General features: G+C 66.1%; 17 protein-coding genes. 6 read left to right on the top strand and 11 right to left on the bottom strand.

What is annotated here, in order from left to right; all coding sequences use genetic code 11:
• The 3 genes from ACFOHJ_RS10175 to ACFOHJ_RS10165 are packed head-to-tail and all read right to left on the bottom strand — an operon-like array spanning position 1 to position 2,383.
• Positions 1-924 carry an amino acid--[acyl-carrier-protein] ligase gene (locus ACFOHJ_RS10175; protein WP_378220389.1) on the bottom strand — a complete coding sequence of 308 codons (924 nt, stop codon included), beginning with the start codon at positions 922-924 and terminating at the stop codon, positions 1-3.
• Between the two features lie 3 nt (positions 925-927).
• Positions 928-2,133, bottom strand: coding sequence for an acyl-CoA dehydrogenase family protein (locus ACFOHJ_RS10170; protein WP_378220388.1), 1,206 nt, complete (start codon positions 2,131-2,133; stop codon positions 928-930).
• A gap of 4 nt (positions 2,134-2,137) precedes the next feature.
• On the bottom strand, positions 2,138-2,383 hold the full coding sequence (locus ACFOHJ_RS10165) for an acyl carrier protein (protein ID WP_378220387.1): 246 nt from the start codon (positions 2,381-2,383) through the stop codon (positions 2,138-2,140).
• Positions 2,384-2,605: 222 nt separating this feature from the next.
• Between ACFOHJ_RS10165 and ACFOHJ_RS10160 the strand changes: the two genes are divergently transcribed.
• Positions 2,606-2,950 carry a VanZ family protein gene (locus ACFOHJ_RS10160; RefSeq protein WP_378220386.1) on the top strand — a complete coding sequence of 115 codons (345 nt, stop codon included), beginning with the start codon at positions 2,606-2,608 and terminating at the stop codon, positions 2,948-2,950.
• 146 nt (positions 2,951-3,096) lie between these two features.
• Entirely contained in the window at positions 3,097-5,040 is a 1,944-nt protein-coding gene (locus ACFOHJ_RS10155; RefSeq protein WP_378220385.1) for a GumC family protein, read from the top strand.
• A 16-nt stretch (positions 5,041-5,056) separates the two neighbouring features.
• Here the strand turns inward: ACFOHJ_RS10155 and ACFOHJ_RS10150 are convergent, their stop codons facing one another.
• Together ACFOHJ_RS10150 and ACFOHJ_RS10145 are read right to left on the bottom strand one after the other, a co-directional pair.
• Complete coding sequence (locus ACFOHJ_RS10150) at positions 5,057-7,039, bottom strand: acyltransferase family protein (protein WP_378220384.1); 1,983 nt, start codon at positions 7,037-7,039, stop codon at positions 5,057-5,059.
• Positions 7,040-7,164: 125 nt separating this feature from the next.
• Positions 7,165-8,490: an oligosaccharide flippase family protein gene (locus tag ACFOHJ_RS10145; RefSeq protein ID WP_378220383.1), complete on the bottom strand. Its 1,326-nt coding sequence runs from the start codon at positions 8,488-8,490 to the stop codon at positions 7,165-7,167.
• A 163-nt stretch (positions 8,491-8,653) separates the two neighbouring features.
• Between ACFOHJ_RS10145 and ACFOHJ_RS10140 the strand changes: the two genes are divergently transcribed.
• The 3 genes from ACFOHJ_RS10140 (at position 8,654) to ACFOHJ_RS10130 (ending at position 12,723) form a co-directional block, all read left to right on the top strand.
• Positions 8,654-10,009, top strand: a complete 1,356-nt coding sequence (locus ACFOHJ_RS10140; protein WP_378220382.1) for a VpsF family polysaccharide biosynthesis protein — start codon at positions 8,654-8,656, stop codon at positions 10,007-10,009.
• Between the two features lie 126 nt (positions 10,010-10,135).
• Complete coding sequence (locus ACFOHJ_RS10135) at positions 10,136-11,626, top strand: glucosamine inositolphosphorylceramide transferase family protein (protein WP_378220381.1); 1,491 nt, start codon at positions 10,136-10,138, stop codon at positions 11,624-11,626.
• Positions 11,581-12,723 carry a glycosyltransferase family 4 protein gene (locus ACFOHJ_RS10130; protein ID WP_378220380.1) on the top strand — a complete coding sequence of 381 codons (1,143 nt, stop codon included), beginning with the start codon at positions 11,581-11,583 and terminating at the stop codon, positions 12,721-12,723. Before ACFOHJ_RS10135 ends, ACFOHJ_RS10130 begins: the two co-directional genes overlap by 46 nt.
• On the opposite strand, the gene asnB is transcribed toward ACFOHJ_RS10130, so the two are convergent.
• The 3 genes from asnB to ACFOHJ_RS10115 are packed head-to-tail and all read right to left on the bottom strand — an operon-like array spanning position 12,699 to position 17,194.
• Complete coding sequence (asnB, locus tag ACFOHJ_RS10125) at positions 12,699-14,633, bottom strand: asparagine synthase (glutamine-hydrolyzing) (RefSeq protein WP_378220379.1); 1,935 nt, start codon at positions 14,631-14,633, stop codon at positions 12,699-12,701. The two genes, ACFOHJ_RS10130 and asnB, sit on opposite strands and share 25 nt — an antisense overlap.
• A 4-nt stretch (positions 14,634-14,637) precedes the next feature.
• Positions 14,638-15,900 carry a glycosyltransferase family 4 protein gene (locus ACFOHJ_RS10120; protein WP_378220378.1) on the bottom strand — a complete coding sequence of 421 codons (1,263 nt, stop codon included), beginning with the start codon at positions 15,898-15,900 and terminating at the stop codon, positions 14,638-14,640.
• Positions 15,881-17,194 carry a UDP-glucose dehydrogenase family protein gene (locus tag ACFOHJ_RS10115; RefSeq protein ID WP_378220377.1) on the bottom strand — a complete coding sequence of 438 codons (1,314 nt, stop codon included), beginning with the start codon at positions 17,192-17,194 and terminating at the stop codon, positions 15,881-15,883. Before ACFOHJ_RS10115 ends, ACFOHJ_RS10120 begins: the two co-directional genes overlap by 20 nt.
• 369 nt (positions 17,195-17,563) lie before the next feature.
• Here ACFOHJ_RS10115 and ACFOHJ_RS10110 point away from each other — a divergent pair, with 369 nt between their 5' ends.
• Complete coding sequence (locus ACFOHJ_RS10110; protein WP_378220376.1) at positions 17,564-18,835, top strand: glycoside hydrolase family 5 protein; 1,272 nt, start codon at positions 17,564-17,566, stop codon at positions 18,833-18,835.
• Here ACFOHJ_RS10110 and ACFOHJ_RS10105 read toward each other — a convergent pair.
• The 3 genes from ACFOHJ_RS10105 to ACFOHJ_RS10095 form a co-directional block, all read right to left on the bottom strand.
• Positions 18,832-20,130, bottom strand: coding sequence for a glycosyltransferase family 4 protein (locus tag ACFOHJ_RS10105; RefSeq protein WP_378220375.1), 1,299 nt, complete (start codon positions 20,128-20,130; stop codon positions 18,832-18,834). The genes ACFOHJ_RS10110 and ACFOHJ_RS10105 overlap by 4 nt on opposite strands.
• A 10-nt stretch (positions 20,131-20,140) precedes the next feature.
• Positions 20,141-21,355: a GNAT family N-acetyltransferase gene (locus ACFOHJ_RS10100; protein ID WP_378220374.1), complete on the bottom strand. Its 1,215-nt coding sequence runs from the start codon at positions 21,353-21,355 to the stop codon at positions 20,141-20,143.
• Between the two features lie 167 nt (positions 21,356-21,522).
• Complete coding sequence (locus ACFOHJ_RS10095) at positions 21,523-22,962, bottom strand: xylulokinase (RefSeq protein WP_378220373.1); 1,440 nt, start codon at positions 22,960-22,962, stop codon at positions 21,523-21,525.
• Positions 22,963-22,983: the final 21 nt, after the last annotated feature.

Below are 22,983 nucleotides of genomic sequence, written 5' to 3'. Positions count from 1 at the left end.
TCAGTCATTCCACAAGACGGCGCGCACGCTTGCCGGCCACGCCGCCACATCGGCGCCGTGATGGCTGAACAGCGCCAGCGCCACGCGCTCCAGTCCGAAGCCGACGCAGGCGGAATGGCACGGTTCGCCATCGGCGAAGTGCAGGCCCCAGGTCTGGCCGAAATGGTCCTGATGGTAGTTGAAGCTGAGGCAGGCCGTCGGCTTCTCGGCGCTCGTCACCGGGATCAGCAGTTCGAACTTCAGCCCCTGGTCGCGCTGGTTGTTGGCCATCATCTTGCCGCCCCGGCCGAAGAAGGGGTCGTTGGCAAGGTCGACCTCGCAGGGCAGCCCGAGCTGTTCGATCATCGCCTTGCCGCGCGTCAGCCAGCTTTCGCGGAACGAGCGCACCTGCTCGCCCGTGCCGATATGCACGAACTCGCGCATGCGGAAAAGCTGCATGCGGGCGGGGTCGCGCGACGGCTCGTGGCGGAAACAGTAGGACGAGAGTTCAAACAGGAGCCCGTCGGCGGGAACCGGCCCGCGCGCGGCCACCGTCGGGTAAAGCGGATAGCAAGCCGCCGGCGTCAGCGTGATGTCGGTCGCTTCCTGCAATTCGGTCCAGTCCTCGCCCCTGGCCATCATGCCGAGCAGGTTCGCATGCTCGCGCTCGCCGCCCATGAAGGAATGCACGCAGCCCGCAAGCTGGGGGAAGCTCTTCATGTAGCCGCTCTTTTCCAGCGTGGCGCGGCCCATGCCCGGCGGAAAATGGATGCGCGTCGCCTTGTCGGGCGCGCCGATGCGGGTGACCAGGCGCTCGAAGCGCTCGATCACCTCCTCGAACACGCCGGAGCGTCCGTAAAGCCCGTCGACGCCGGATTCGAACAGGATTCCGTTCTCGAAGAGCGTGTCGAGCAGGTCTTTCGATGAGAAGGTCTTGGCGTCCATTTTTCAGCCCCCCAGGCTGGTGTCGAAGCGGCTCATCAGGAGCAGCGTCGAGGTATTGGCATGAATGCGGTCGTTGGAAATCATCACGGCCGCCGAGGTGACGTCGCGCAGGTGGCGGCCGACGCTGAACGGGGTGCCGTTCTTGTAGCCGAGGATGCCGGTGATCAGCATCGCCAGTTGCACGACCTCGGCCGCCTTCTCGCTCGCGGCGACCTTGAGCGCGTTGATCTCGGCGGCAAAGCCGATCGAGGAAAGGTCGTCGTCGTCGTTGCCGGCGGCCTCGAAGCGGCGGATGGCGGCGACCAGATGCCCCTTCATCTCATGCAGCTTGGCGGCGGCTTCCGACAGCCGCAGCGCGCCCGGCGGCGTCACGCCCGGCTGCTTGCGCGCCGTCTGCTTGACGAAGGCCTGGGCCCGGGCGAAGGCGTCGGCGGCGATGCCGAACCAGGTCGCGGCCCAGTAGATGTGCGAACTGGCCAACATCGACTGCGCCGCGATTTCGGAAAACGGCTTCGGGAAGATCTGCTCGGCCGCCCCGCTTGCGCTCAGGAGAAAGCCGTCGGAACAGGTGCCGCGCATGCCGAGCGTGTCCCACACCGATTTCCGCTCCAGGGTGCGGCTGTCATCGGTCGGCACCACCACCATCACCTGGTCGGTGCTCGCCGCGTCGGGCGCGCGCCGCGCCGTCGCCAGGATGGCGTCGGCATGGGCGCCGTAGGAGATCACTGTCGCTTCCTTGGTGAGCGAGAAGCGGTCGCCGGCGACCTCGACCGCGCAGATGGAATTGCGCAGGTTGCCGCCGATGCCGGCTTCCGAGGTGGCCGATGCCAGGAGCAGCTGCTCGCCGGCGATCCGGCGCATATAGGCGCGGTGCCATTCGCTGCCGACGCCGTGGCTGATGAGGCTCGAAACCTGGATCTGGTGCATGCCGTAGATCATGGCGCTGGAGCCGCAGGCCTGGCCCAGCCGTACGATCAGGTCGGCGATTTCGGCGGTGGTCATGCCCTCGCCGCCCAGTTCGACAGGAACGGCGATGCCGAGCAGGCGTTCGAGCCGCAACGCATGGACGGTTTCCTGCGGGAACCGCCCCTCGCGGTCCACCGCCTCGGCGGCCTTCGCGGCGATTTCGGCGACGCGCGCCATGCGCGCCGAGGCGCTCTCGCCGCGGGAGCCCGCCTGCGAGGTGCCGATGTTTTCGGCCATGTTCATGATCTTACGCCGCCTGCTCTGTCAGTTCGGAAACCGCGTCGGCGATGTTCGCGAGAGAAGCAAAGGTTCGCCGCGTCAGCTTGTCTTCCGGGAATTCGATGTCGAATTCGTCTTCGATCGCCAGCATGACCTGGACGGATGCAAAGGAAGTCATCCCCGCATCGTAGAGATTGTCCTGATCGGAAAGGGTCTCGATCGGAAAGGGGAGGGTTCCATTGCGCGAGAGAAGCGAGCGAATCTGGTCGATCATTTGAGTGTTGCCCTGGTGCTGTGACCTATGAGGGCAACTCCTAGGCCCGCAATTGCAACGGCACCGTTAACGGGACGGGGCGTGCGTTCCAGTGCGGTGAATCGTTGGTTTCCGGGATGGTTACAATTGGAGGCATGCCGTTCGCCAGCAAATCGCCGCAGCTTGCGGTTGCCGAAACCTCGGGCGATTGCAAGGCGGGTGGCCGTGATCTATGACCGGCGCATGACAACCCTGTCCCGCATTGCCAGCGCCGTACTGCTGATCGTCATCGTCTTCGTCACGCTGTCGCCGATCGGCCTCAGGCCGGAAACGGGGCATCCGGGAATGGAGCGGGCGGCGGCCTACCTTCTCTTCGGTATAAGCGTCGGCCTCGGCTTCTCGAGGTGGGTCCAGCACGCCGCGGTGTTCGTCGTCGGCGTGGCCGGCGTGCTTGAATTGCTCCAGCTCGTCGATCCCGGCCGCCACGGCCGCCTCGGCGACATGCTGATAAAGGCGGCTGCCGGCGTCGTCGGTGTCCTGCTGTCCTGGCTGCTTGTCAGGCAATACCGCCGCTGGAAAACCGAATAGGGCGGCGAAGGCCGCTCGTTCATCCCTGGCATCGCGAGTTTTCTGCGATCGGACGGGATGGTTAACCCGTCCTTAAGGCTGTCTGGGCATTGTTTGTTAACGATCCGGCGGAGCCTGTCGCCTTATTCTTGCGGAGCATTGCCAGCATGGCCACCCTTTCCGGCACCGAGGCCGGCCGACAGATAGATTCCTCGGTCGACCTGCACGGCCTGATGGACACGATCGTGCGCCGCCGCTGGACCATCCTCGCCAGCGTGGTCGTGTTCACGGCGCTGGCCTATGCGGCGCTTTCCGTGGTCTCCCCGCGCTACAGCGCGACGGCCCGCATCTTCATCGATCCGCGTCCGCAGCGCACCGTCGACAACGAAGTGGTCCAGCAGGGCACCAACGCGGACATGGCGCTCATTGACAGCCAGATCGAGCTCATCCAGTCCGAAGCGGTTCTCGGCCGCGTCGTCAAGGACAACGACCTTGCCGCCGATCCCGAATTCGTGACCGAGCCAGAGGACAGTCGCGGCGCGTCGGAAATGGCGCTGGCGGGACTCGCCAAGGCAACGACGGTCGCCCGCGCCGAAAACACCTATGTGCTGGAAATCGACGTGACCACCAAGGAAGCCGCCAAGTCGGCGCGGCTGGCAAACGCCATCGTCGCCGCCTATGTCGCCGACCGGGCGGCATCGGCCACCAACGTCACCCGCGACATCAGCTCGGCCATCCACGGCCAGCTGGCCGAATTGCAGAAGCAACTGCACGACGCGGAGGAAAAGGTCGAAACCTTCAAGCGCGAGCACAACATTACGCAGGCGGAAGGGCAGTTGCTCGGCGACCGTACGCTGACCGATCTGGCGAACCGCCAGGCGCAGGCGGCGGCGCGGGTCAACGAAACAAGGGCCCGCCTGCAGGTCATGCAGGAAGCGATGAAGGCGCGCGGCTCCGTCGGGTCGGCGGTCTCCGACACCGACAGCTCTTTAGGCGCGCTGCGCATCCGCCTGGCGGAGGCCAGGCAGCGGCTTGCCGAGTTGCAGCAGTCGCTGGGTCCGCGCCACCCGCGCATCGTCGCCACCCAGGAAGAGGTGACGCAGGCCGAGCGGGCGATCCGCGCCGAGGGCGAGCGGCTGGTGGCGGCAGCCCAGGACGACTACGAAACCGCCGCAGGCGCGCTCGACAAGGTCAATGCCGACCTCAAGCAGGCCACCGAGGCTTCCTTTTCCACCAACCAGGACATGATCCGCCTGCGCCAGCTCGAACGCGAGGCGCAGTCCGTGAAGGTGGTCTACGAGTCTTTCCTGTTGCGCGCGAAGGAAACCGCGCAGCAGGAAAGCATCACCGCCAACACCGCCCGCGTCATCGCCGAGGCGTCGGCGCCGACCTTGCCGTCGTTCCCGCCGCGCAAGCCCATGCTGGCGGCCGGTGCGGTGTTCGGACTGTTCGTCGGCCTTCTGCTGGCGATCCTGCAGGACTTTGCCAAGGGCCTCTTGACCGCGCGGCGAAAGACGGCGCCCGTTGTCCTGGCGCACACCGCCGTTGCCGATGCCGTTGCCGATGCCGGCGCCGGTGCGGATACCGAAGCGGGCGGTCTTGCGCTGGTGACGACGCTCGGGCCGGCGGGTGCCGCCCGCCAGGCAGCGCTGGAACTCGCCACGGGTGCGGTGTCGCGCGGGCGCAGCGTGATCGTACTCGACCTCGCGCAGGACGTTTCGGCAGACAGCCCCGGCCTCGCCGAAATAGCGCTGGGGGAAAGCTCGGCCTATGACGCGGTACGCATCAGCCCCGACGGCGAGGTGCATATATTGGGAGCCGGCCGGCCGTCGGCGGTCGAGAAAGTGTCGCGCACGATGTTCAAGGCCGTGCTCGACGTGATCTGCGCGGAATATGACGACGTGGTGGTCAATGTCGGCGAACTCGATGTCGAGCACAGCCTGCCGGCGCTGGTGGCGGCCGACATGACCCGGCACGCGGTGCTGGTCGTCAACGGCCAGCGCGCCGATCCGAGCGAGAAGCGGGTCGTGGAAGCCCTTTCCCACAACGGCGAGGTGTCCGTGTCCCTCGTCAAGGCGCGCATGGAAGCCGAGCTCGGCAAGGTAGCCTAGGCTTTACGTCCGCCGCTTAGCGGATGAACGGGTCGAGAAAAGCGCCGACCACCGCCGCATAGTTCGAACGCAGGTGCGAGGCATCGATGTAGAGCGGAACGGTGTCGCGTGCCGCCGGACAGATCATTTCACGGCACAGCAGCCTGGCGACATCGATGACGTTGGCGCCGTGTGCGGACAGGGTTTTCAGCGCCGTGTCGATGGGCTGCGACCGGGCCACGATCGCGCCGAAATCGAATGTCCAGTCGGCGGGCGGGGTATCGCCGGCGAAGATACGCCGGCGCAGTTCCGCTGGGACGTTGTAGGCCGGATAGGGACTGGTCGTGAGCACCACCACGGTCTTGCCGAGCGCGCGCAGCGTGTCGACGTCGTGGGCGAGGTTGTCGATCGCGGCGTCAAGGCCGGCTTCGGTGCTGGCCGAGAGGCCGCAGGCCCCGGCCCTGTCGCACAGAACGGAATTGGGGTTCGTCTTGTCGAAATAGGAGGCCCACATGCCGGCCAGGATGACCGTACGGTAGCGGTCGCTCAACGCCTGTTCCATCTCCATGCGGTGGAACGAGGCACAGCCGAAACCAGGGCCCGTACGCTCCAGCCCGGCGATCGGCGGGCAGCCGCCCTTGGTGATGAAGACCACGGCATGGCCGGCGAGTTCGGTCTCGGACTCGGCGATGCGCGGGTACCACATCTGGGCAAAGGAATCGCCGATCACCAAAATGTCGTCGCGTTGCGATGGCGTGCCCAGCACGCATGGCCGCAGCGCGGTTCCGAAAGTCGTGGTGCCGCCGCAGCGCGAGAGCGGGAAGCGATAGTCGGCGCTGGCGTCGAGGCTTTGCTGATAGATGGCCGCCACGGCCGCGTTGCGTTGCGGCATGCCCCGATCGAACATCGTGACCGCGCCCGCCGCGCTCACCGCCAGCGTCGACAGGCCGAGGCCGGCCATCAAGGCGGTACGCGTATGGCGGGGTGCGCCTGCCTTTTCCTTCAGCAGGATGCGGCAGGGCTGCTCGATGAAGCGGTAGGAGGCCCAGCCGGCCAGCAGCGAGGCGGCGCAGGCGAGGGGCGCGACCAGTGGTCCGGTGACGCCGAAATAGGCGATGGCGGCGACCAGCGGCCAGTGCCAGAGATAGATCGAGTAGGACCACGCCCCGATCCGCTGGAACGGCACGGCAGCCAGCGTCGAGCGAGGCGCGTTGGCGGCCAGCACCAGCAGGGTTCCGCCGACCGGCAGCAGCGCGGCGAAGGACGGCCACGGGGTCTCGCGGGAAAACAGCAGCAGGCTGGAGAGGACGGCGAGGATGCCAACAATCTCCAGCGTGCGGGCGCGGCGCGGCGCCCATGCGGGCGCACGCCACGGCCACAGCACGACCAGTCCGCCGGCGAGCATCTCCCAGGCCCGGGGCGGCAGCATGTAGAAATCCGCCGAGATGATGCGATCATTGTCGAAAAAGGTCCCGAGCACGGCGGAAAGTGCCAGCGACAGGACGAAGCCCGCCAGGAGCAGGCCGAAGCGGCCGAGGCGGCTGGGCAGAAACGGAAAGGCGAGCGCGAGCACGATCGGATAGATCAGGTAGAACTGCCATTCCACCGAAAGCGACCATGTGTGCAGCAGCCACATCGTATCGGCCTGCGCGCCGAAATAGCCGGCCTGCTTGAGGAAGACGAAGTTCGAGACGAACAGCAGTGACGCGAGGCCGTCGCGCGCGATGCCCTCGAGCGCGCCGGGTTCGACGAAGACGAAGCCGAAAGCAAGCGTCGCGGCGACCACGGCGAGAAGGGCGGGATAGAGCCGCGCGATGCGGGCCCGGTAGAAACCGAGGATCGAAAAGCGGTGCTGCTCCAGCCCGGCGACGATGATGCCGGTCATCAGGAAACCGGAGATGACGAAGAACACGTCGACCCCGGCGAAGCCGGCATCGAATCCGGGTGCCCCGAAATGGAACAGCAGTACCAGAACGACGGCGAGCGCGCGCATGCCGTTGATGTCTTCACGGAATTTCATGTCTCACCTGATACGTGCCGGTCGCCATCGACGGAGGCGCCGCAAGAAGCGTGCCATTGCAGGGGGCGGTGCGGTGGGTGCCGGTGCTGGCCGCCGCTTTCAGGTTTGCGACTCGCGAGGTCCGCTCATGCCGGTTGGGCTGTCAGCGCCCCGCATGTGCGGCCGATAGCAAAGCGGGTAAAGCCGATATAGACCAGCGTTTGCAGGCTCCAGGCGATGGCGCGGGCGATGACCAGGCCCAGCGCCCCGTGCTCCTGCAACAGCCAGGTACCGATGATGAACGTGCTGGCCCAGCCGCCGGTGATGCAAAGCCCGGTCCACATATAGCCCGAGGACACCGGTATCTGGCCGAGAGGCAGGGCGCCCGCGATCACGGCGGAAGAGAACACCACCACCATGAAGATCGGCCAATGCTGTGCCGGGTCGAGCTTGAACAGGATGAGGAACCAGTCGCCGAACAGCATCATCACCGCCACGAAGCCGATGGCGATGGCGATGTTGGTGCCGATGCTCATGCCCAGTATGTTGAGCACGCGGCGGCGATCGGCCTCGCCGAAGCCGGTGGACAACATTGGGATGACCACCTGCACCACGATCTGCGGCGCGAACAGAAGCAGGGTTTCAAGCTGCATGGCGATGAAATAGAGGCCGACCTGCTGCAGGCCGTCGGGGTTGCCGACGACGATCGTCGTACAGATCCAGTTCACCGGCTCGAACAGCAGGCTCGCCAGAAGGGCGGGGATGGCATAGCCGGTAATCATCGGCCATTGCGACAGTGCCCCGCGGAACGCCAGCGGGATGCCCTTTTGCCGAAGCGCGCCGGTCGTGGCCGGAGCCGCGATGAGGCCGCCCGCGAGATAGGCCGTACCGAGGCCGGCAAAGGCGCCTGTCAGTCCGTAGAAATAAAGGCCGACCGGCACGGCGGCGATCATCAGGCAGCCCATGATCGTGTTGAGCCGGGCGATGGTCTTGAACTGCTGGAGTCCGCTCAGGATGGCGATCTGGGTATTGTTGAGCGCAGTGACGACGATGATCGGCGAAATCACCCTGAGGTAGAAGGCAAGCTCGGGCTGCCTCAGGAGGCGAACCGCGATGGCTTCGGAAAACAGGAAGATCAGCAGGCCGAGAGTGACGGCGCAACCGCCGGCCAGAAGTAGCGCCATGCCCGCCAGCCGCCCGGCGGTGACCGGATCTTTCGCCGCGTAGGCGGCCACGTTGCGTGTCGCCATGAGATTGACGCCGCTGGAAGCGAGGAAACTCGCCGACAGCATGGTGCCGTAGGTTATTCCGAACGTGCCGACCGCCGCGATGCCGAACCAGTGCGAGATGAGGATGGTGGTGATCATCGGCGTCAGCCGCACGGCGACGGTGCCGAGGACCGACCAGATCAGCCCGAGGCTGAAGACCCTCAGGTCCGCCGACTGGCTGATCAAGGACTTGAGGGATCGCATTGACTTCGTGTTCCTGCCGGCAAGGCCGCTTTCACGCCCCTTCTAGCAGCAATGTATGAGTCCGCGATTACCACATCTCGACAAGTGATGGCCGCGCTCTTCATCGATTGGAAAGGTTAACGGCATTAGCTTGCGCCTTTGCCGTTTCGGGTTCGGAGTGGGGATGACCGCAAGGTGGACCATCGACGGGCAGTCTCCCGTCTACGTCGGGCCGCGCGCTTTGCGCTATCCGTGGCGCGGCGTTGTCGATCTGCTGCTCGTTCTTGCCGTGGTCGCGCTCATGTCTCTGTCGGACTATGCGCTCGAATTCTTCGGCATCCCCTATAATTCGCTTGGCGGCTCGATCATCTCCAAGATCCATCCGGCCACCTATCTTCTGGCGGTCGCCCTGGGGCTGGCGGTGATCGGCAACCCGAACCCGGTCGTCTACGTCCTTGGTCTGCTGGGCCGCTGCCTGGGCTCTGCCCTGTTGTTGGTGGCCAGTATCCTGATGTGGGTGTTCATCGCCCGCAATAAGCCCGGCTATTCGGCTTCCTTCCTCATCGATACCCTGATAGCCGCTTCGCTGATCGTCATGCTGTTTGCGGACGCTGGCAACAAGGCGCGCCTGATCGTTGCCCGCCTAGTTCACTGCATCATGGTCGTCAATTGCATGCTGTCCATCGTCGAAGGGCTGACGGGATGGCGGCTGTTTCCGTTCGTGCTCGGAGGGCATGAGCAGACCTGGGAGTACCGTGCCACCGCCCTGCTCGGCCACCCGCTGATCGGCGGGCTCGTCACCGGCGTCTATGCCGTCATCCTGCTCACCGTGCACGAGGTGCGCGGATTGGGCGAGCGTTGGCGTTGGCCGATCCTTCTGCTTTGCATGGCGGCCATGCCGTTCATCGGTTCGCGCACCGCCTTCGTGATCGTCGTCGTGACGGCAGCAGCGGTGGCCGGGTTGCGGGTGCTGCGCTTCCTGCGCGGCGAGCCCATCGATACGCGTAAGCTGCTGGCGCTGCTGGTGCTCGCCCCGCTTGGCGTCGTCGTGCTCGCGATCCTGTTTCAGCAAGGGCTGTTCGACAATTTCATCGGCCGCTTCCTGAATGACAACAACAGCGCCCAGACCCGCTTCCGGCTGTACGACCTTTTCGACAATCTCAATATGTACGACCTGTTCGTGGGGCAATCGTTCGTCGTACTCGATACCAATGTACGCCTGAACGGCTTGAGCGAAGGCATCGAGAACTCCTGGGCCGGCCACCTGCTGCGCTACGGTGTCGTCATGTCGGTCGTTTTGTGGTGCGGCGTCGCCGCCTGGTTTGGCGACGTGCTGCGCGCAGCCGGGCGGGCGGGAATCCTGCCGCTCGTCTTCGTCTTTCTGGTGATTTCGACCACCACCGGCATCAGCGCCAAGAGCTCGATGCTGACCATTCCGGCGGTGCTGATCCTGTCGCTGGTCGCCAGGGTCCCGCAAGAGGAGGCCGCCAGGGTCGACAACGCCCTGCTTTCCAGGATCGGGTCGCGATTCCGGGCTTGATGCGGATCAGCTTGAGCCGCCGACGAAGCGGTGGCCAGGCGGGCCCACGGCTGCATAACCGAAACTTAGCATCTGCCGTCTATGGCTTTTGCTACAGCCCGAAGCCAACCGAAAAGCGGAAAGCCCGTGAGCGTGATCGATATCCTGGTGCCGGCCGGCGACGTTCGGCGCATGCATCTCCTGGTGGCGGAGCGGCTTGCCGGGAAAGGCCATGACGTCGCGCTGGTGGGGACCGATGCGCCGGGGATCGCGCGGACGCTGGACAACATCCTGCATTTCGAGCGCGCGGCGCTACGTATCCGCCTGGACAGCCTGCTCGACGCCGTGCCGCAACCGCTTCTGTCGCTGGCCCGGTCCGGCGCCGCGTTGCGCGTGGACCTGACCGGGAGCGGCCGTCCCGTCGCCTCGCCGGCGCTCGCCCCGCGCTTTGCCGGCAGCCCGTCGCTTGCCGAGGCCGCCCGCCTGCTGATGCTTGGCCGCCTGCCTGACATCGCCGTCGTGCTGGACGGCGGCAGGCCCGTTGCCGAGGCGTCGCCGATGGCCGACAGCCGGCTGTCGGTCGCCCGCGGCCTCGACGACATTCTGGCGCGCGTGCTGACGCTGCTGGTGATCGAGACGCACCGTTATCTCGATGGCGGCGCTATGGATGCGAGGCCGGCCGAAACGGCTGCGCCGCCCAAAACTCCCACCTCCGGCCAGATGGTCGGGACCTATATGCTGTCGACCGTGCCGCGCCAGATTGGCGGCGCGGCGCGGCGGCTTGCCTTCAAGCTGCACCGCTGGAACGTCCAATACCGTTTTCACAAGGGCCGGCGGGTGGCAGATACCGGGTTGATGGCAGGCGAGCCCTGGCTGACCCTGCCGGATGACGGCGACCGCTTCTACGCCGACCCGTTTCCGTTCGAGTGGAACGGCCGCTATTTCATCTTCGTCGAGGAATTCCGCCATGGCGGCGGCAAGGGTGTGCTTTCGGTGGCGGAGGTCTTTCGCGACGGCGCACCGACCGTGCCGCGCGTGATACTGGAAGAGCCGTATCACCTCTCCTATCCGCAGGTGTTCGCCCATGGCGGGCAGATATGGATGCTGCCGGAAGGCGGTGCGGGCGGAAACCTCGTGCTGTACCGGGCCGAGTCTTTCCCGGATCGCTGGGTGAGGCACTCCGTCCTCGTTCCCGGTCGCCAGCTTTTCGATTCGACCCTGCTGGAGCATGACGGGCGCCTGTGGCTGTTCGCCACCGAGCGTGACGGGTATGGCAGCGCTTCGGACATGCTGGTCGTCTACCATGCGCCGGCGCTGGAAGGGCCGTGGACGCCGCATCAGGCCAACCCGGTGCGCATCGACCGCGCCGCGGCCCGGCCGGGCGGCCGTTTTGTGCGCGTCGGCGACCGCCTCGTCCTGCCTGTGCAGGACGGTACGCTCGAATATGGCGGCGCGCTCGGCCTGGCCGATCTGATCGAGTTGAATGAAACGAAAGTACGCCTGACCGAGCCGGTGCCGATCCTGTCGCCGATCCGCTCGACCTATCCGAAGATACACACGCTCAACAGCAGCGAGCACCTCGAAACCGTCGATTGCATCGCGCCGATGTTGCGCGGCGGGCTGCGCCGGGCCGGATGATGTCGCCCAGGCCGATTCGCGTTCTGTGCGTCGTACCGCGCGGCATAACCGGGCGCGGCGGCATCGAGACGTTGTTTGCGCATGTCGACGAGCAACTGCGCTCGGGCCCGGACACGGGCCTCGAGATGGTGTTCATGGACTCGCGTGGCGGCGCCTCGAGGGCCGGTTGGATATTTTATTTCCCCTTCGCCCTGGCACATTATGTTTGGCTGCTGGCGAGCCGCCGCTACGATATCGTCCATCTCAATACCACGACAAATGCCTCGGCCTGGCGCAAATGGCTCCTGCAGAGCATTGCGGGCCTGGCCGGCGTCAAGACGGTCGTTCATTTTCATAGTTCGTTTCTTCCCAAGCCGGGCGAACCGCGCGGAGTCTGGGTTTCCGTTTTGCGTCGTGTTTTCGAGCGTGCCGGCGCGGTTGTCGTGCTCGGTGAATATTGGCGCACCTTTGTGGCCCGCTTCTATGACATGCCTGCAGAGCGCTTTCAGGTCGTAGCCAACGGCGTCGTGGATTTCGCGCCCGCCGCACCGCAGGCGCGGGAAGAGGGCGCTCCCGTCCGGTTGCTCTTTGCCGGCAATCTGACGGATGCGAAGGGAGCGGGCGTCCTGCTGCAATCGCTGGCGCTGTTGCCGCCCGAGTTGCCGAAGTGGCACGCCGTCCTTGCCGGCGCCGGCGACGTTGCCGCGTTCCGCGACCGAGCAACGGAATTGGGAATCGCCGGCGAAGTGGAATTTACCGGTTGGATGGTGCGCGACACCATCCTGCCGCTCTACCGGCAGACCGATATCGTCGTCCTTCCGTCGCGCAGCGAGGGCCTGCCGGTTTGCCTGCTGGAGGGTGCGTGCGCCGGTGCGGCGCTGGTCTCGACCCCCGTCGGCTCCATAGCCGATGTGCTGCATGACGGCGAGAACGGGCTGATGGTAATGCCGGACGATCCCGACGCGCTTGCGCATGCGCTGGCGCAACTGATCGGCGATGCCGCTCGCCGCGAGGCGTTCCGCACCGCCTCGCGCTCTATTTACGTTTCACGTTTCCAGCTTGAAGCCATGATAGGCGCCTTGCGAGAGGTCTATCAGAAGGTGCTGGCGAGCAGATAATCCGCTTCGCGGTCTTGGGCGGGCGCCGCTTCGCCGAGGCTGGGGCGGAAGATGCGGAAGAACTGTTCGAGATTGGCCAGCGCCCACAGCACCTTTTCATGGTTGTGCCGGCTTTCCAGGTGTTCTCCCAGCAGGCGGTCGATCTCGGCGCCGTTGCAGACCCGGCGCACGGTGGCGTCGCCGCTCTGCAACAGGTCGCGAAGCTCGGCCGACAGGCCGGTGCGAAACCATTGCTCGACCGGCACGCGGAAGCCGACCTTACGGCGCTCGATGATGTCGCGGGGCAACAGCTTGGCGGCCAGCGTCCGCAGCACCCGCTTGCCCTTCGGCGCGCCGGTGAGGAAGGCGTCGGGAAAGCGTGCGGCAAGTTCCGCGAGGCCGACATCCATGAACGGCATGCGGCCCTCGATCGAGCCGGCCATCATCATGCGGTCGCCGCGCTCGAGCAGATTGTCCGGCAGCCATGAGGTCTGGTCGAAATGCAGCATCCGCTTCAGCGCGCTGGCGGCTCCGTCGGCGGCGAAGGGCAGCGGGTCGAGCGCGCGCGCCTGTCGCGGGCCGGCATAAAGGGCGGCGGCCTGATCGCTGTTGGCGCCGCCGAACCACGCGACCATGCGCGCCTGCCTGTCGCGGATGCCGGCGACGCCGGCCACCGTCTTCAGGCGCCGCGCCGCGTAGGGCAGGGCGCGCGCGGCGGGAGCCACGAGAAGATCGTGCAGGCCGCCCGGCACCAGGCGCTGGTAGCGCGCCACCCATGGCTCGGCGCGATGCTTCGGGTAGCCGCCCAGAAGTTCGTCGGCGCCTTCGCCGGTCAGCACCATCTTGACGGACCGGTACGCCATTTTTGAAAGCAGCAGCACCGGCAGGTCCGACGGCTCGGAGACCGGCGCGCCGCGCCGCAGCACCGCCTCCTGCCAGACCGAGGTAAAATCCCCCAGGCCGACGGCGAGTTCGTGGTGGTCGGTGCCGAAGGCCTCGGCGACCTGCCGCGCATAGGGCAGTTCCGAGGAGCCGGGGACGTCGAAGCCGACTGAATAGGTGGCGACCGGCTTGCTCATGTGGCGGCTCATCAGCGCCACGATGGTAGAGGAATCGAGCCCGCCGGAAAGAAAGGCGCCGAACGGCGCGTCCGAGCGCAATCGCAGCCGCACGGCCTCGTCGAGCTTGTCGCCGAACAGCCGCACCGCCTCGTCGAAATCGTCGATGTCGGGCGAGGTCCGGGAGAACGGCGTGGTGAAGTAGCGGCCGGTGCGGACCTTTGCGCCTTCCATGACCATGAAGGTGCCGGGCGGCACCTTGGCGATGCCGCGAAAGAAGGTGGCCGGACCGGGCACGTAGCGGTAGCTCAGGAATTCGCGCAGCGAGTCGGTGTCCAGCCGGTCGTCGATGCCGGGGAATTTGCGCAGCGGCTCGATCTCGGAGGCGAAGGCGTGGAAGCCTTCGCCCTTGGCGACGAAAAGCGGCTTCTTGCCGAACGGGTCGCGCGCGGCGAACAGGCGGTCCGTCTCGCTGTCCCACAAGAGAAAGGCGAACATGCCGTTGAACCGCGACAGGCAGGCCTCGCCCCAGGCGCGCCAGGCCTCGATCAGCACTTCGGTGTCGCCATTGGTGACGAAGCGATGGCCCATCGCGGCCAGTTCGTCCCGTAGTTCGAGGTAGTTGTAGATTTCGCCGTTGTAGACGATCGTATAGCGGCCGTCGTGCGAGCGCATCGGCTGCGCGCTGCCGGCGAGGTCGATCATCGACAGGCGGCGGTGTCCGAGCCCGACCTGCCAGTTGCCGCCCCGCCCATGGGCAAGGAAGGTTCCGCGCCCGTCCGGGCCGCGATGCGCCAGCAGGTCGGTGGCGGCGTCCAGCCGGCCTGCCAGCGCCAGGCTTGACCGCGCATGGAACCCGAACAGGCCGCACATTTCCCTAGTCCCGCCCTTGCGCCGCCGGGCTGGCTTCGGCCGCCGGTACCGCCGCTTCGCGCGCCTTGCCGGGCGGCGAGAACAGGGCTTCGTAGGCCTTGAGCAGCTTCGGCGCCTCGTGGCTCCAGGCGAGCTTGTCGCGGACGCGCTCGCGCCCGCCCGCGCCCATCGCCGCACGACGCTCGGGATCGTCCATGAGTTCGGCGATCTTGTCGCCGAAATCGGCCGGGTCGGTGCAGGCGGCGTAGAGCGAGGCTTCGCGCGCCGAGAACCGGCCCTCGCGCAGGTCGTATTGCACGATCGGCTTGCCGAGCGCCATGTATTCCATGATCTTGTTCATGGTCGACTTGTCGTTCATCGCCGTCGGCCGGTCGGGATTGACGCAGACATCGGCGGTCGAAAGCACCGAGAACAGCGTCTCGTCCGGGCAGCGGCCGGTATAGGTGACATAGTCGCCGAGCCCGCGCGCCGCCGTCTCGGCGCGGATGGCGTCGAGCTCCGAACCGCCGCCGCAGATGACGAACTGTATGTCCTTGCGCTGTCTCTGGTTCACCAGGTGGTCGACGGAGTCGAGCAAGAGGTCGAGGCCTTCCTGCTTGCCGATGACGCCGACATAGCCGACGACGAAGCGGCGGCCGTTGCGCCATTTCGGGTCCGGCGCCACCTCGCGCACGCGGTCGAGATTGGGGCCGGAGCGCACGATATGCACCTTGCCCACCGGCATGCCGCCGCGCGAAACGGCGATGTCGCGGTAGCTTTCATTGGTGGCGATCGAGATGTTGGCGGTGCGGAACGACAGCCGTTCCAGCCACACCATCAGCTTCCAGCCGAAGTCGCGGCGGCCGAACTTGGCCTCGTAGAGTTCCGGGTTTATGTCGTGGTGGTCGAACAGGAACTTCTTGCCGAACAGCCGGTAGAAGCCGCCGATCAGGAAGATCGTGTCCGGCGGGTTGCAGGCGTGGATGGCGTCGAAGCCGCGCTGCCAGGCGACCTTCAGCGACAGCAGGAATTCCCAGAACAGGGCCGCGCTGTATTCGAGCGCGTAGCCGAAGGCCCCTTCCGCGTCCGTGGGCAGCGGATGGCGGTAGATGTGGACGCCGTCGATCACCTCGTAGGAGGCGGTGGCGTCCTTGCCCTTCGGGCAGATCACCGAGACCTGGTAGCCGGCCTTGACCAGCGTGGTCGCCTCCGACCACACGCGGCGGTCGAAGGGGACGGGCAGGTTTTCGACGATGATGAGAACGCGCTTACCAGTTGATGCCGTCATAGGTCCCCGCAATCCGATCCGTGTTCGGCAGCCGGGCCATGTCGAGCAGGATCTGGTCCGGCCGCAGCTTCTCCACCACCGCTTCGTATTCGGGCGAGCGGCTGGTGGTCACGACCACGTCCGAATGTTCCACCGCGTCCTCGATCGACGGCACCATCAACTGGGTGACGTGCGGGATCGCGTTCATCAGATACGCCTTGTTGGCGCCGACCAGCTTCGCCAGCGAGACGTTCTGGTCGAAGATGCGGATGTCGCATCCCTTGCCGATCAGGCGTTCGATCAGTTCCAGGTAGGGGCTTTCGCGCAGGTCGTCGGTGCCGGCCTTGAAGGAGAAGCCGAGGAAGCCGACGTTGCGCTTGCCGTGGTCGAGGATCCATTGCAGCGCGCGCTCGATCTGCTGCTTGTTGGACGGCATCAGCGACTTCAGCAGCGGCGCTTCCACGTCATGCTGCACGGCATAGGCGTTGATGGCGCGCACGTCCTTGGGCAGGCAGGAGCCGCCGAAGGCGAAGCCCGGCAAGAGGTAGGCGTTGGAGATGTTGAGCTTTGTGTCGGCGAAGAACACCTGCATCAGTTCATGGCTGTCGACGCCGGCGGCCTTGCAGATGTTGCCGATCTCGTTGCCGAAGGCGACCTTCAGCGCATGCCAGGTGTTGTCGGTGTACTTCACCAGCTCGGCGAGCCGCGGCTCGGTGACGATCAGCCGGCCGGGTAGGCCGCGATAGAGTTCGAGCAGCCGCTCGCGCGTCGTCTCGTCTTTCGTGCCGATCACCGTCTTGGCTGGATTGTTGAAGTCCGAGACCGCCGAGCCTTCGCGCATGAATTCCGGGTTGGAGGCGACGCCGAAGGCTTCGCCCAGCTTCTTGGACGATGTTTCCTGGAGCGACGGCACAACGATGTCCGACAGCGTGCCGGGCAGCACGGTGGAGCGGATGACGACCGAATGGTAGCTGTTCTTGCCGGCCAGCGAGGATCCGATCTGGCGCGACACCGCCTGCACAGCCGACAGGTCGAGCGAGCCGTTGGCGCGCGAGGGCGTGCCCACGCACAACAGCGACAGGTCGGAACCCATCACCGCCTCGTCGGTGGAGACGGTGGCCTTCAGCCGGCCCGACTTCACGTTCGACGAGACGAGCTCGCCGATATCCTTTTCGATGATCGGGCTCTGGCCCGCATTGACGAGGTCGACCTTCGCTTCGCTGACGTCGCAGCCGATCACCTCATGGCCTCGCTCGGCCAGACAGGCCGCGCAGACCGTGCCGACATAGCCCAGCCCGAATACGGAAACTTTCATTGCTTACCTGACGCTTTCTTTGTCTTTTTCGCGCCAGGTAATTGATAGCTCCCGGCGTCTCCCTTGAGACAAGGGTCTAGCCGCTACAGGTAAAGTTCAGGTTAGCGGATTGATTAGTATTGAAGTTCGCCATTCCTCCGCGGAGGCAGGAGCGCTGAAGACGACGGTGGCGGCCGCTTCGAGGACGCCGAAGCGCTCGAAATAGCCTTCATGCGAGATGCCTCTCCATCTGTTCGGCCCCGGTCGCCATGCGGGTACCGACGCTAACCTTAATCGGAATCTTTGCCCCGGTCGTCTCGCGGCGACCTCGCGCACGCCTTATGCTCGGCGGTACGAATTTGTCCGCATCGGAAGGGCTGGGCTTGCAAAATGCCGCTGACGCGCCGTGAATTCCTGTCGACTGCAACCGCCGCGCTGGCGGCGCTGCCTGCGCGGGGGCGGGCCGCCGCCGGCCCCGGCCGCCTTTTCCATCGCGGCGGTTCCATCCACACGATGATGAACTGGGGCGCGCTGCGGGAGGACGATCGCACGCGCTACCTGCCGCGCCCGTTCGACATGCCGCGCAATGCCTTTCCCGCCGGACTGGTGGAGGATTTCGCGCGCGCGGGCTTCGATTTCATCCGCCTGACGCTGGATGTCGGCCCGTTCATGCAATTGCAGGGTGCGGACAAGGAGGCGCTGGAAGACAGTCTAATGCATAACATCCGCCTGTTTCATGATCGCGGGCTGTCGGTCATCGTCGACTGCCATCCGGTGGAGCAGGTGCCGGCCTATTCGCCCCAGGCGATCCTCGAGGATCTGGAAGGGCCGCTCTTTGCCGGCTACACGGCCATGATCGGCCGGCTTGCTACCCTGCTCTCCGGCGTCACTTCCGGACACGTGGCGCTGGAACTCATGAACGAACCGGTCATGCGCAACGCCAGCCGCCGCACGCAGGTCATGGTCTGGAACGCGGCGCAACTGGTCCTGCACGATACCGCCCGGCGAGCGGCCGGCGACCTCCTCCTCGTGCTGACTGGGGCCGACTACGGCGGCCTTGGCGGCCTGCGCGACCTTGACCCGTCACCGTTCATCGACAGCAACACGCTGTTTTCATTCCATTACTACATGCCGATCACCTTTACCCATCAGGGCGTCGACTTCAAAACGGCCGACGCGCCGACCTCGCCCTATGCTGTCGGCCTGCCCTATCCCTACGACGCCGTTCCGGCACAGGAGATCGAGGCGGGGATAGAAGCGCGCATCGCTGGCGACGCCGCGTTGGACGAGGCCCGCAAGACCGCCGAGCGCGAACATGCCCAGCGCATCCTCAAGGGGTTCCTTTCCGATGCCTGGAACCGTGGACGCATCGAGAGCGACTTTGCCGAGGTCGAGTCATGGGCCGACCGCAACGGCGCGGCGCGCCACAGGATCATTCTGGGCGAATTCGGCACCACGCGCAGCTTCGGTAGATTAACCGGGGTCGACGATTTTTACCGCAGGCGCTGGATGTCGGACGTGACGCATCTGGCGCAGGCCGGTGGCTTTCGTTGGGCGCTGTGGGACATCAACAGCGCTGACATGGGCATCAGCCGAAGCGACGACGAGAATCGGCTCGATCAGGACTTGATTGCAGCACTGGCGATATCCGACCCGCTCTAGCGGGCGCGACCGCCCAGCAGGTCGTGATAGACCTTTTCAACCTGGTCGGCCAGGCTGGCGTAGTCGCGGTGGGCCTTGACCCATGCCGGGCCTCTGGCGCCCATGGCTTCAGCCTTTTCCGGGTCGTCGAACAGCCGCGCCACCCCTTGGGCCATGGCCTTGCCGGAAAAGGCGGTGATGAAGCCGGTGCCGCTTTCGCCGATCACCTCGTTCTGGTCGTAATGGACGGTTGCGACCACCGGGCGGCCCATGGCGAGGTACTCGACCAGTTTCGTCGGGGTAGCGACCTGCTGGGCCGGGTCCATCATGAAAGGAGAAAGGCATACGTCCGCCCGTTTTACCCAGCCGAGCGCTTCGGGCAGCGGCACCCGCCCGGTAAAGACCACGCGCTCCGACAGGCCGAGTTCGGCCAACCGGGCGGTGTGTTTTTCACGCTCCAGGGGAGACACCGCGCCGATCAGAACCAGGACGGCGTCGTATCCTTCGGCAACCAGGTTCGCCAGCGCGTCGATCGGAACGTCCGTCTGGTTGCTGAGCACGTTCGCGCACAGATAGGTCATGGCCTTCTTGCCGGCCAGACGCGGGTCGTCGGCCAGGCGGATCGAGGCGGCGTTGTAGCGCTCGGTCGTCACCCCCATCGGGATCGGCGTCAGCTTTTCCATGGCGATGCCGCGGAAGCCGACGCGCTCGCGCATCCGCTTCGACTGGACGATGGCATGGTCGCACAGGGGCAGCGACAGCCTGTAGAACAGGAAACTGCCGGTGATGGCATAGACGATACGGAGCAGCCGGGACGGCCAGCTCATGGGGATCAGGCCTTTGAGGGCATCACGCAGCCGCCCCTCGAGCACCGGATAGCTCATCCAGAACAGGCAGGGCGTCCCGGAGACCTTGCCGGCGAGCGCGTAGGTGATGGCCCATAGCGGCTGGTCGCGGATCTGGATCAGGTCGTAGTGGCCGCGCGCCGCCTGCCAGGCAAGTTTCAGCCGCAGCCAGTTTTCCCGCATCCGGTAGCGCAGTCCGCCGAATCTCTCCGACATCTGCCGGCGCGCGACGTGAAACCGCTCGGCGCCGCGCTCGTCCACCCGTGCCGGTCCGTCCCCGTTCGGGCGCAGGCTCCAGTCGATCTCCAGCCCGCGCGAGACGAGGTGGTTGGAAAACAGTTCGACGAGATCGACGCGGAAGGCCGGATAGTCGTCCGGCGCCACGAACAGCATGCGTACGCCCGCCAGCGATTTTTCCGGCGCGGAGGGGATCGGGGAGCCCGCCTCGGCGACCTTGGTAGCCAGGTTCACGATGCGATCCTCATTCGGAGGCGCCATGACGCGACAGATAGGCCTGCACCAGCTTCAGGCGCTGCCATAGCGCCTTGTGCCGGCGAATGTGGGCCTTCACCGCATTGCCGGCCTGGATCGCGGCGATCATGGCCGAACCGAGCGGGGTGAAGGCGGCGTAGACATCGTCCAGTTCATGGATGACGTCGCACCAGTGTGTCTTGTATTCCTCGTAGCCGACGCCGAGGTCGTAGGCGTTGAGCCCGCGTTCGCAGCATTCCTCGATATGCCTGAACAGGAGCACATGGCCAGGACTGTGGGTAACGACATCGTCGCGGGCGAAAGTCATGAAATAGCCGTTCAGCCTGCCCTGATGAATGCCGGCGCCGCGCACCGCACGCAGCCTGCCGTCGACGCACAGATGCGTCATTTCCAATAGTGGCTCGTCCATGGCCTGGGATTGCGCGAGCAGGTCGCGATAAAAATCCTTGACCCCCGGCTCGGAAAAGCTGTTGGGCTTGCCCTGCTCGGCAAGCCGCAACGCCTTCTGCTCGAAGAAGAAATCGAGCGCCGCGAGCGCCTGCGTGAGGTCGTGCGCCTTGCCGTAATGCATCGGCCCGATTTCGGCCATCCGGCGCTCCTTGGTCCGGACCCGGCGCCGCCGTCCCGCGCCGTCGGTCCGCTTCAGCACCGCCTCGAAGCCGCCGTCGAGGGCGAACGAATAACCTTCGGTAGGCGAAGGGCTGGACGGCAGGCCGGCAAACGGCTGCGGCACGTCCTGATGCGACTTCGGCGTCCTGGCCAGCACCGCGCAGTCGGCGTCGAGCGCCCCGCCGAGCATCTTGTCGATCGTACCGACCGGCAGGCGGGCGATGGTCGCCGCCGCTTCCGGGCTCCACAGGCCGAAATTGTAGCTGGAATGCTTGCCGCCTATCCAGGAGGCGACGCGCACTGGCCCCTTTCTTGCGATAGCCAGTGGCAGGACGAAGGCAGGCTTGCCCTCAAGCCGGCCGAGCACGATCGCGGGCCGTGCCTTCTCGTGCGGCAGCACGTGGCGGACATAGGCGTCGACCCAGTCGTAGCGCTGGAAGATGGTGGAGATGCCGCTCGATTCGAAGCGGCGCCACAGCGCCTCGATGGAGGACAGGTCGGCGTGGGTTTCCACCGTGAAGGGGAATGCCCCTGCCCGGGCAAGCGGCACGGGTTGTGCGCTTGCGCTGGAAAACTTACCGGCCTGTGCCGTCATCAGCAAAACTCCCTGAACCGGTAGGCCGGAACGGATCAAGTCGACAGGCCGCATCGGGCGTGTCTGGCTGCTTCAGGGTATAGCGTCCAGGGTTTAACGAAAGTTCTAGCGATCCGGCTAAAATTGAATCCATGTTCGGCAGACAGCCGTCTCTCGCTGGCCGGATTTCAGCCGTTGGCCTGCTTCAGGCCGCGATAGGTGGCGCGAAAGCGCGCCAGGTATTCGTCGAGCCCGTCGACCGGCCGGGGGTCGATCGTGGCTTCGGTGGCGCTCGCGAACGGGATGTCGTCGGGGCTTGCCCAGTGGCCCGCCGCCAGGCCGCCGAGATAGGCCGCGCCCAGCGTCGCGTTGCCCATGTCGAGCGCGGGCATCAGCGGCATGCGAAGGATGTCGGCGAGAAGCTGGCGCCAGCGCGGGTCGGCGCTGCCGCCGCCGGTAAGCAGCATGTGCGATGCCGTGACCCCTTCCCGCTGCAGCGCGTCCCAACTGTCCCGGACCGCCAGCGCCACGCCCTCGAAGACCGAGCGGATGACCTGATTGCGGCTGCAGCCGAGCCGCATGTTGGTCCATGACGCGGTGGCGTCGGGGTCGAGCAGCGGTGCCCGTTCTCCGGTGGCGTAAGGCAGGAACACGACGCCGCCATTGCCTTCGCCGGACTCGAACGCGCCCTCGTACATCTCCAGCCACGACGCTCCCAGCACGCCGCGCGCCCATTCGAACACCGTGCCGCCGTTCTGCACGGCGGCCATCACGTAGAGGCTGCCGCCGACGCCGCGATAGGTGTTGTAGAAGGGCTGGAGTTTTGGCTCGACGCGTTCGACCACGGTCATGGTCTGGATGCCCGAGCCCACCTGCAGGACCGTCGCGCGCGGCCGGACCTGGCCCATGCCGAGCAGGCAGGCGGCGGTGTCGGCCAGCCCGGCGGCGACCGGGATGCCGGGCGGCAGGCCGAGCGCCTGCGCCGCCGCGCGCGTCAGCCGGCCGGCGACGGCGCTGGAATCGACGATCGGCGCCAGCATGGCCGCGTCGAGCCCGAGCGCCTCGATCAGTTCCGTCGACCAGCGGTCGGCGACGACATCGTAGAGCAGGGTCATCGAGGCGTCGCTGGGCTCGGTCGCGACCTCGCCGGTCATGGCGAAGCGCAGCCAGTCCTTGGGCGATAGCGCGCGGCGGGTCGCGGCATAGGTGGCGGGCTCGTTGTCGCGCAGCCACATCAGCGACAGGCCGGCCATGCCGGTGGCGGCCGGATTGGCGAGCGGCAGCCGAAGTGCGGCCGGCAGCGCAAGCACTTCGCTCACCTGCGCCGTCGTGCGCTGGTCCGCCCACAGGATCGCCGGCCTGAGCGGCCGATGGTGCTGGTCGAGGGCGACGACGCCGTGCGCCTGCCCGGAAAAGCCGATGCCCCTGACGGCACCGCCGCGTCCGGCCGTGCATTCGCGCACCGCCGCAACGGTGCTTTCCCACCATTCTTCCACGGTTGTCTCGGCATGGCCCGGACGCGGCGAGCGAACCGGATAAGGCCGGCTCGCTTCGGCAAGGGTCTTGCCCGCCTCGTCGATCAGCGCTGCCTTGACCGAACTCGTCCCAAGATCGATGCCGAGAAACATGGCCTGCGTTCCGTTGGTTGG

Origin of the sequence: Aquamicrobium soli (genome assembly GCF_042646345.1) — a bacterium.
GTDB lineage: Bacteria > Pseudomonadota > Alphaproteobacteria > Rhizobiales > Rhizobiaceae > Mesorhizobium > Mesorhizobium soli_A.
This window is presented reverse-complemented; position numbering and strand designations above follow the sequence as displayed.

Coding starts and splice junctions, on each gene's coding strand:
- ACFOHJ_RS10160 (WP_378220386.1), top strand. CDS start 2,606: ATGACAACCCTGTCCCGCATTGCCAGCGCCGTACTGCTGATCGTCATC.
- ACFOHJ_RS10175 (WP_378220389.1), bottom strand. CDS start 924: ATGGACGCCAAGACCTTCTCATCGAAAGACCTGCTCGACACGCTCTTC.
- ACFOHJ_RS10145 (WP_378220383.1), bottom strand. CDS start 8,490: ATGCGATCCCTCAAGTCCTTGATCAGCCAGTCGGCGGACCTGAGGGTC.
- ACFOHJ_RS10155 (WP_378220385.1), top strand. CDS start 3,097: ATGGCCACCCTTTCCGGCACCGAGGCCGGCCGACAGATAGATTCCTCG.
- ACFOHJ_RS10165 (WP_378220387.1), bottom strand. CDS start 2,383: ATGATCGACCAGATTCGCTCGCTTCTCTCGCGCAATGGAACCCTCCCC.
- ACFOHJ_RS10095 (WP_378220373.1), bottom strand. CDS start 22,962: ATGTTTCTCGGCATCGATCTTGGGACGAGTTCGGTCAAGGCAGCGCTG.
- ACFOHJ_RS10110 (WP_378220376.1), top strand. CDS start 17,564: ATGCCGCTGACGCGCCGTGAATTCCTGTCGACTGCAACCGCCGCGCTG.
- ACFOHJ_RS10170 (WP_378220388.1), bottom strand. CDS start 2,133: ATGAACATGGCCGAAAACATCGGCACCTCGCAGGCGGGCTCCCGCGGC.
- ACFOHJ_RS10115 (WP_378220377.1), bottom strand. CDS start 17,194: ATGAAAGTTTCCGTATTCGGGCTGGGCTATGTCGGCACGGTCTGCGCG.
- asnB (WP_378220379.1), bottom strand. CDS start 14,633: ATGTGCGGCCTGTTCGGGTTCCATGCGCGGTCAAGCCTGGCGCTGGCA.
- ACFOHJ_RS10150 (WP_378220384.1), bottom strand. CDS start 7,039: ATGAAATTCCGTGAAGACATCAACGGCATGCGCGCGCTCGCCGTCGTT.
- ACFOHJ_RS10140 (WP_378220382.1), top strand. CDS start 8,654: ATGACCGCAAGGTGGACCATCGACGGGCAGTCTCCCGTCTACGTCGGG.
- ACFOHJ_RS10120 (WP_378220378.1), bottom strand. CDS start 15,900: ATGACGGCATCAACTGGTAAGCGCGTTCTCATCATCGTCGAAAACCTG.
- ACFOHJ_RS10100 (WP_378220374.1), bottom strand. CDS start 21,355: ATGACGGCACAGGCCGGTAAGTTTTCCAGCGCAAGCGCACAACCCGTG.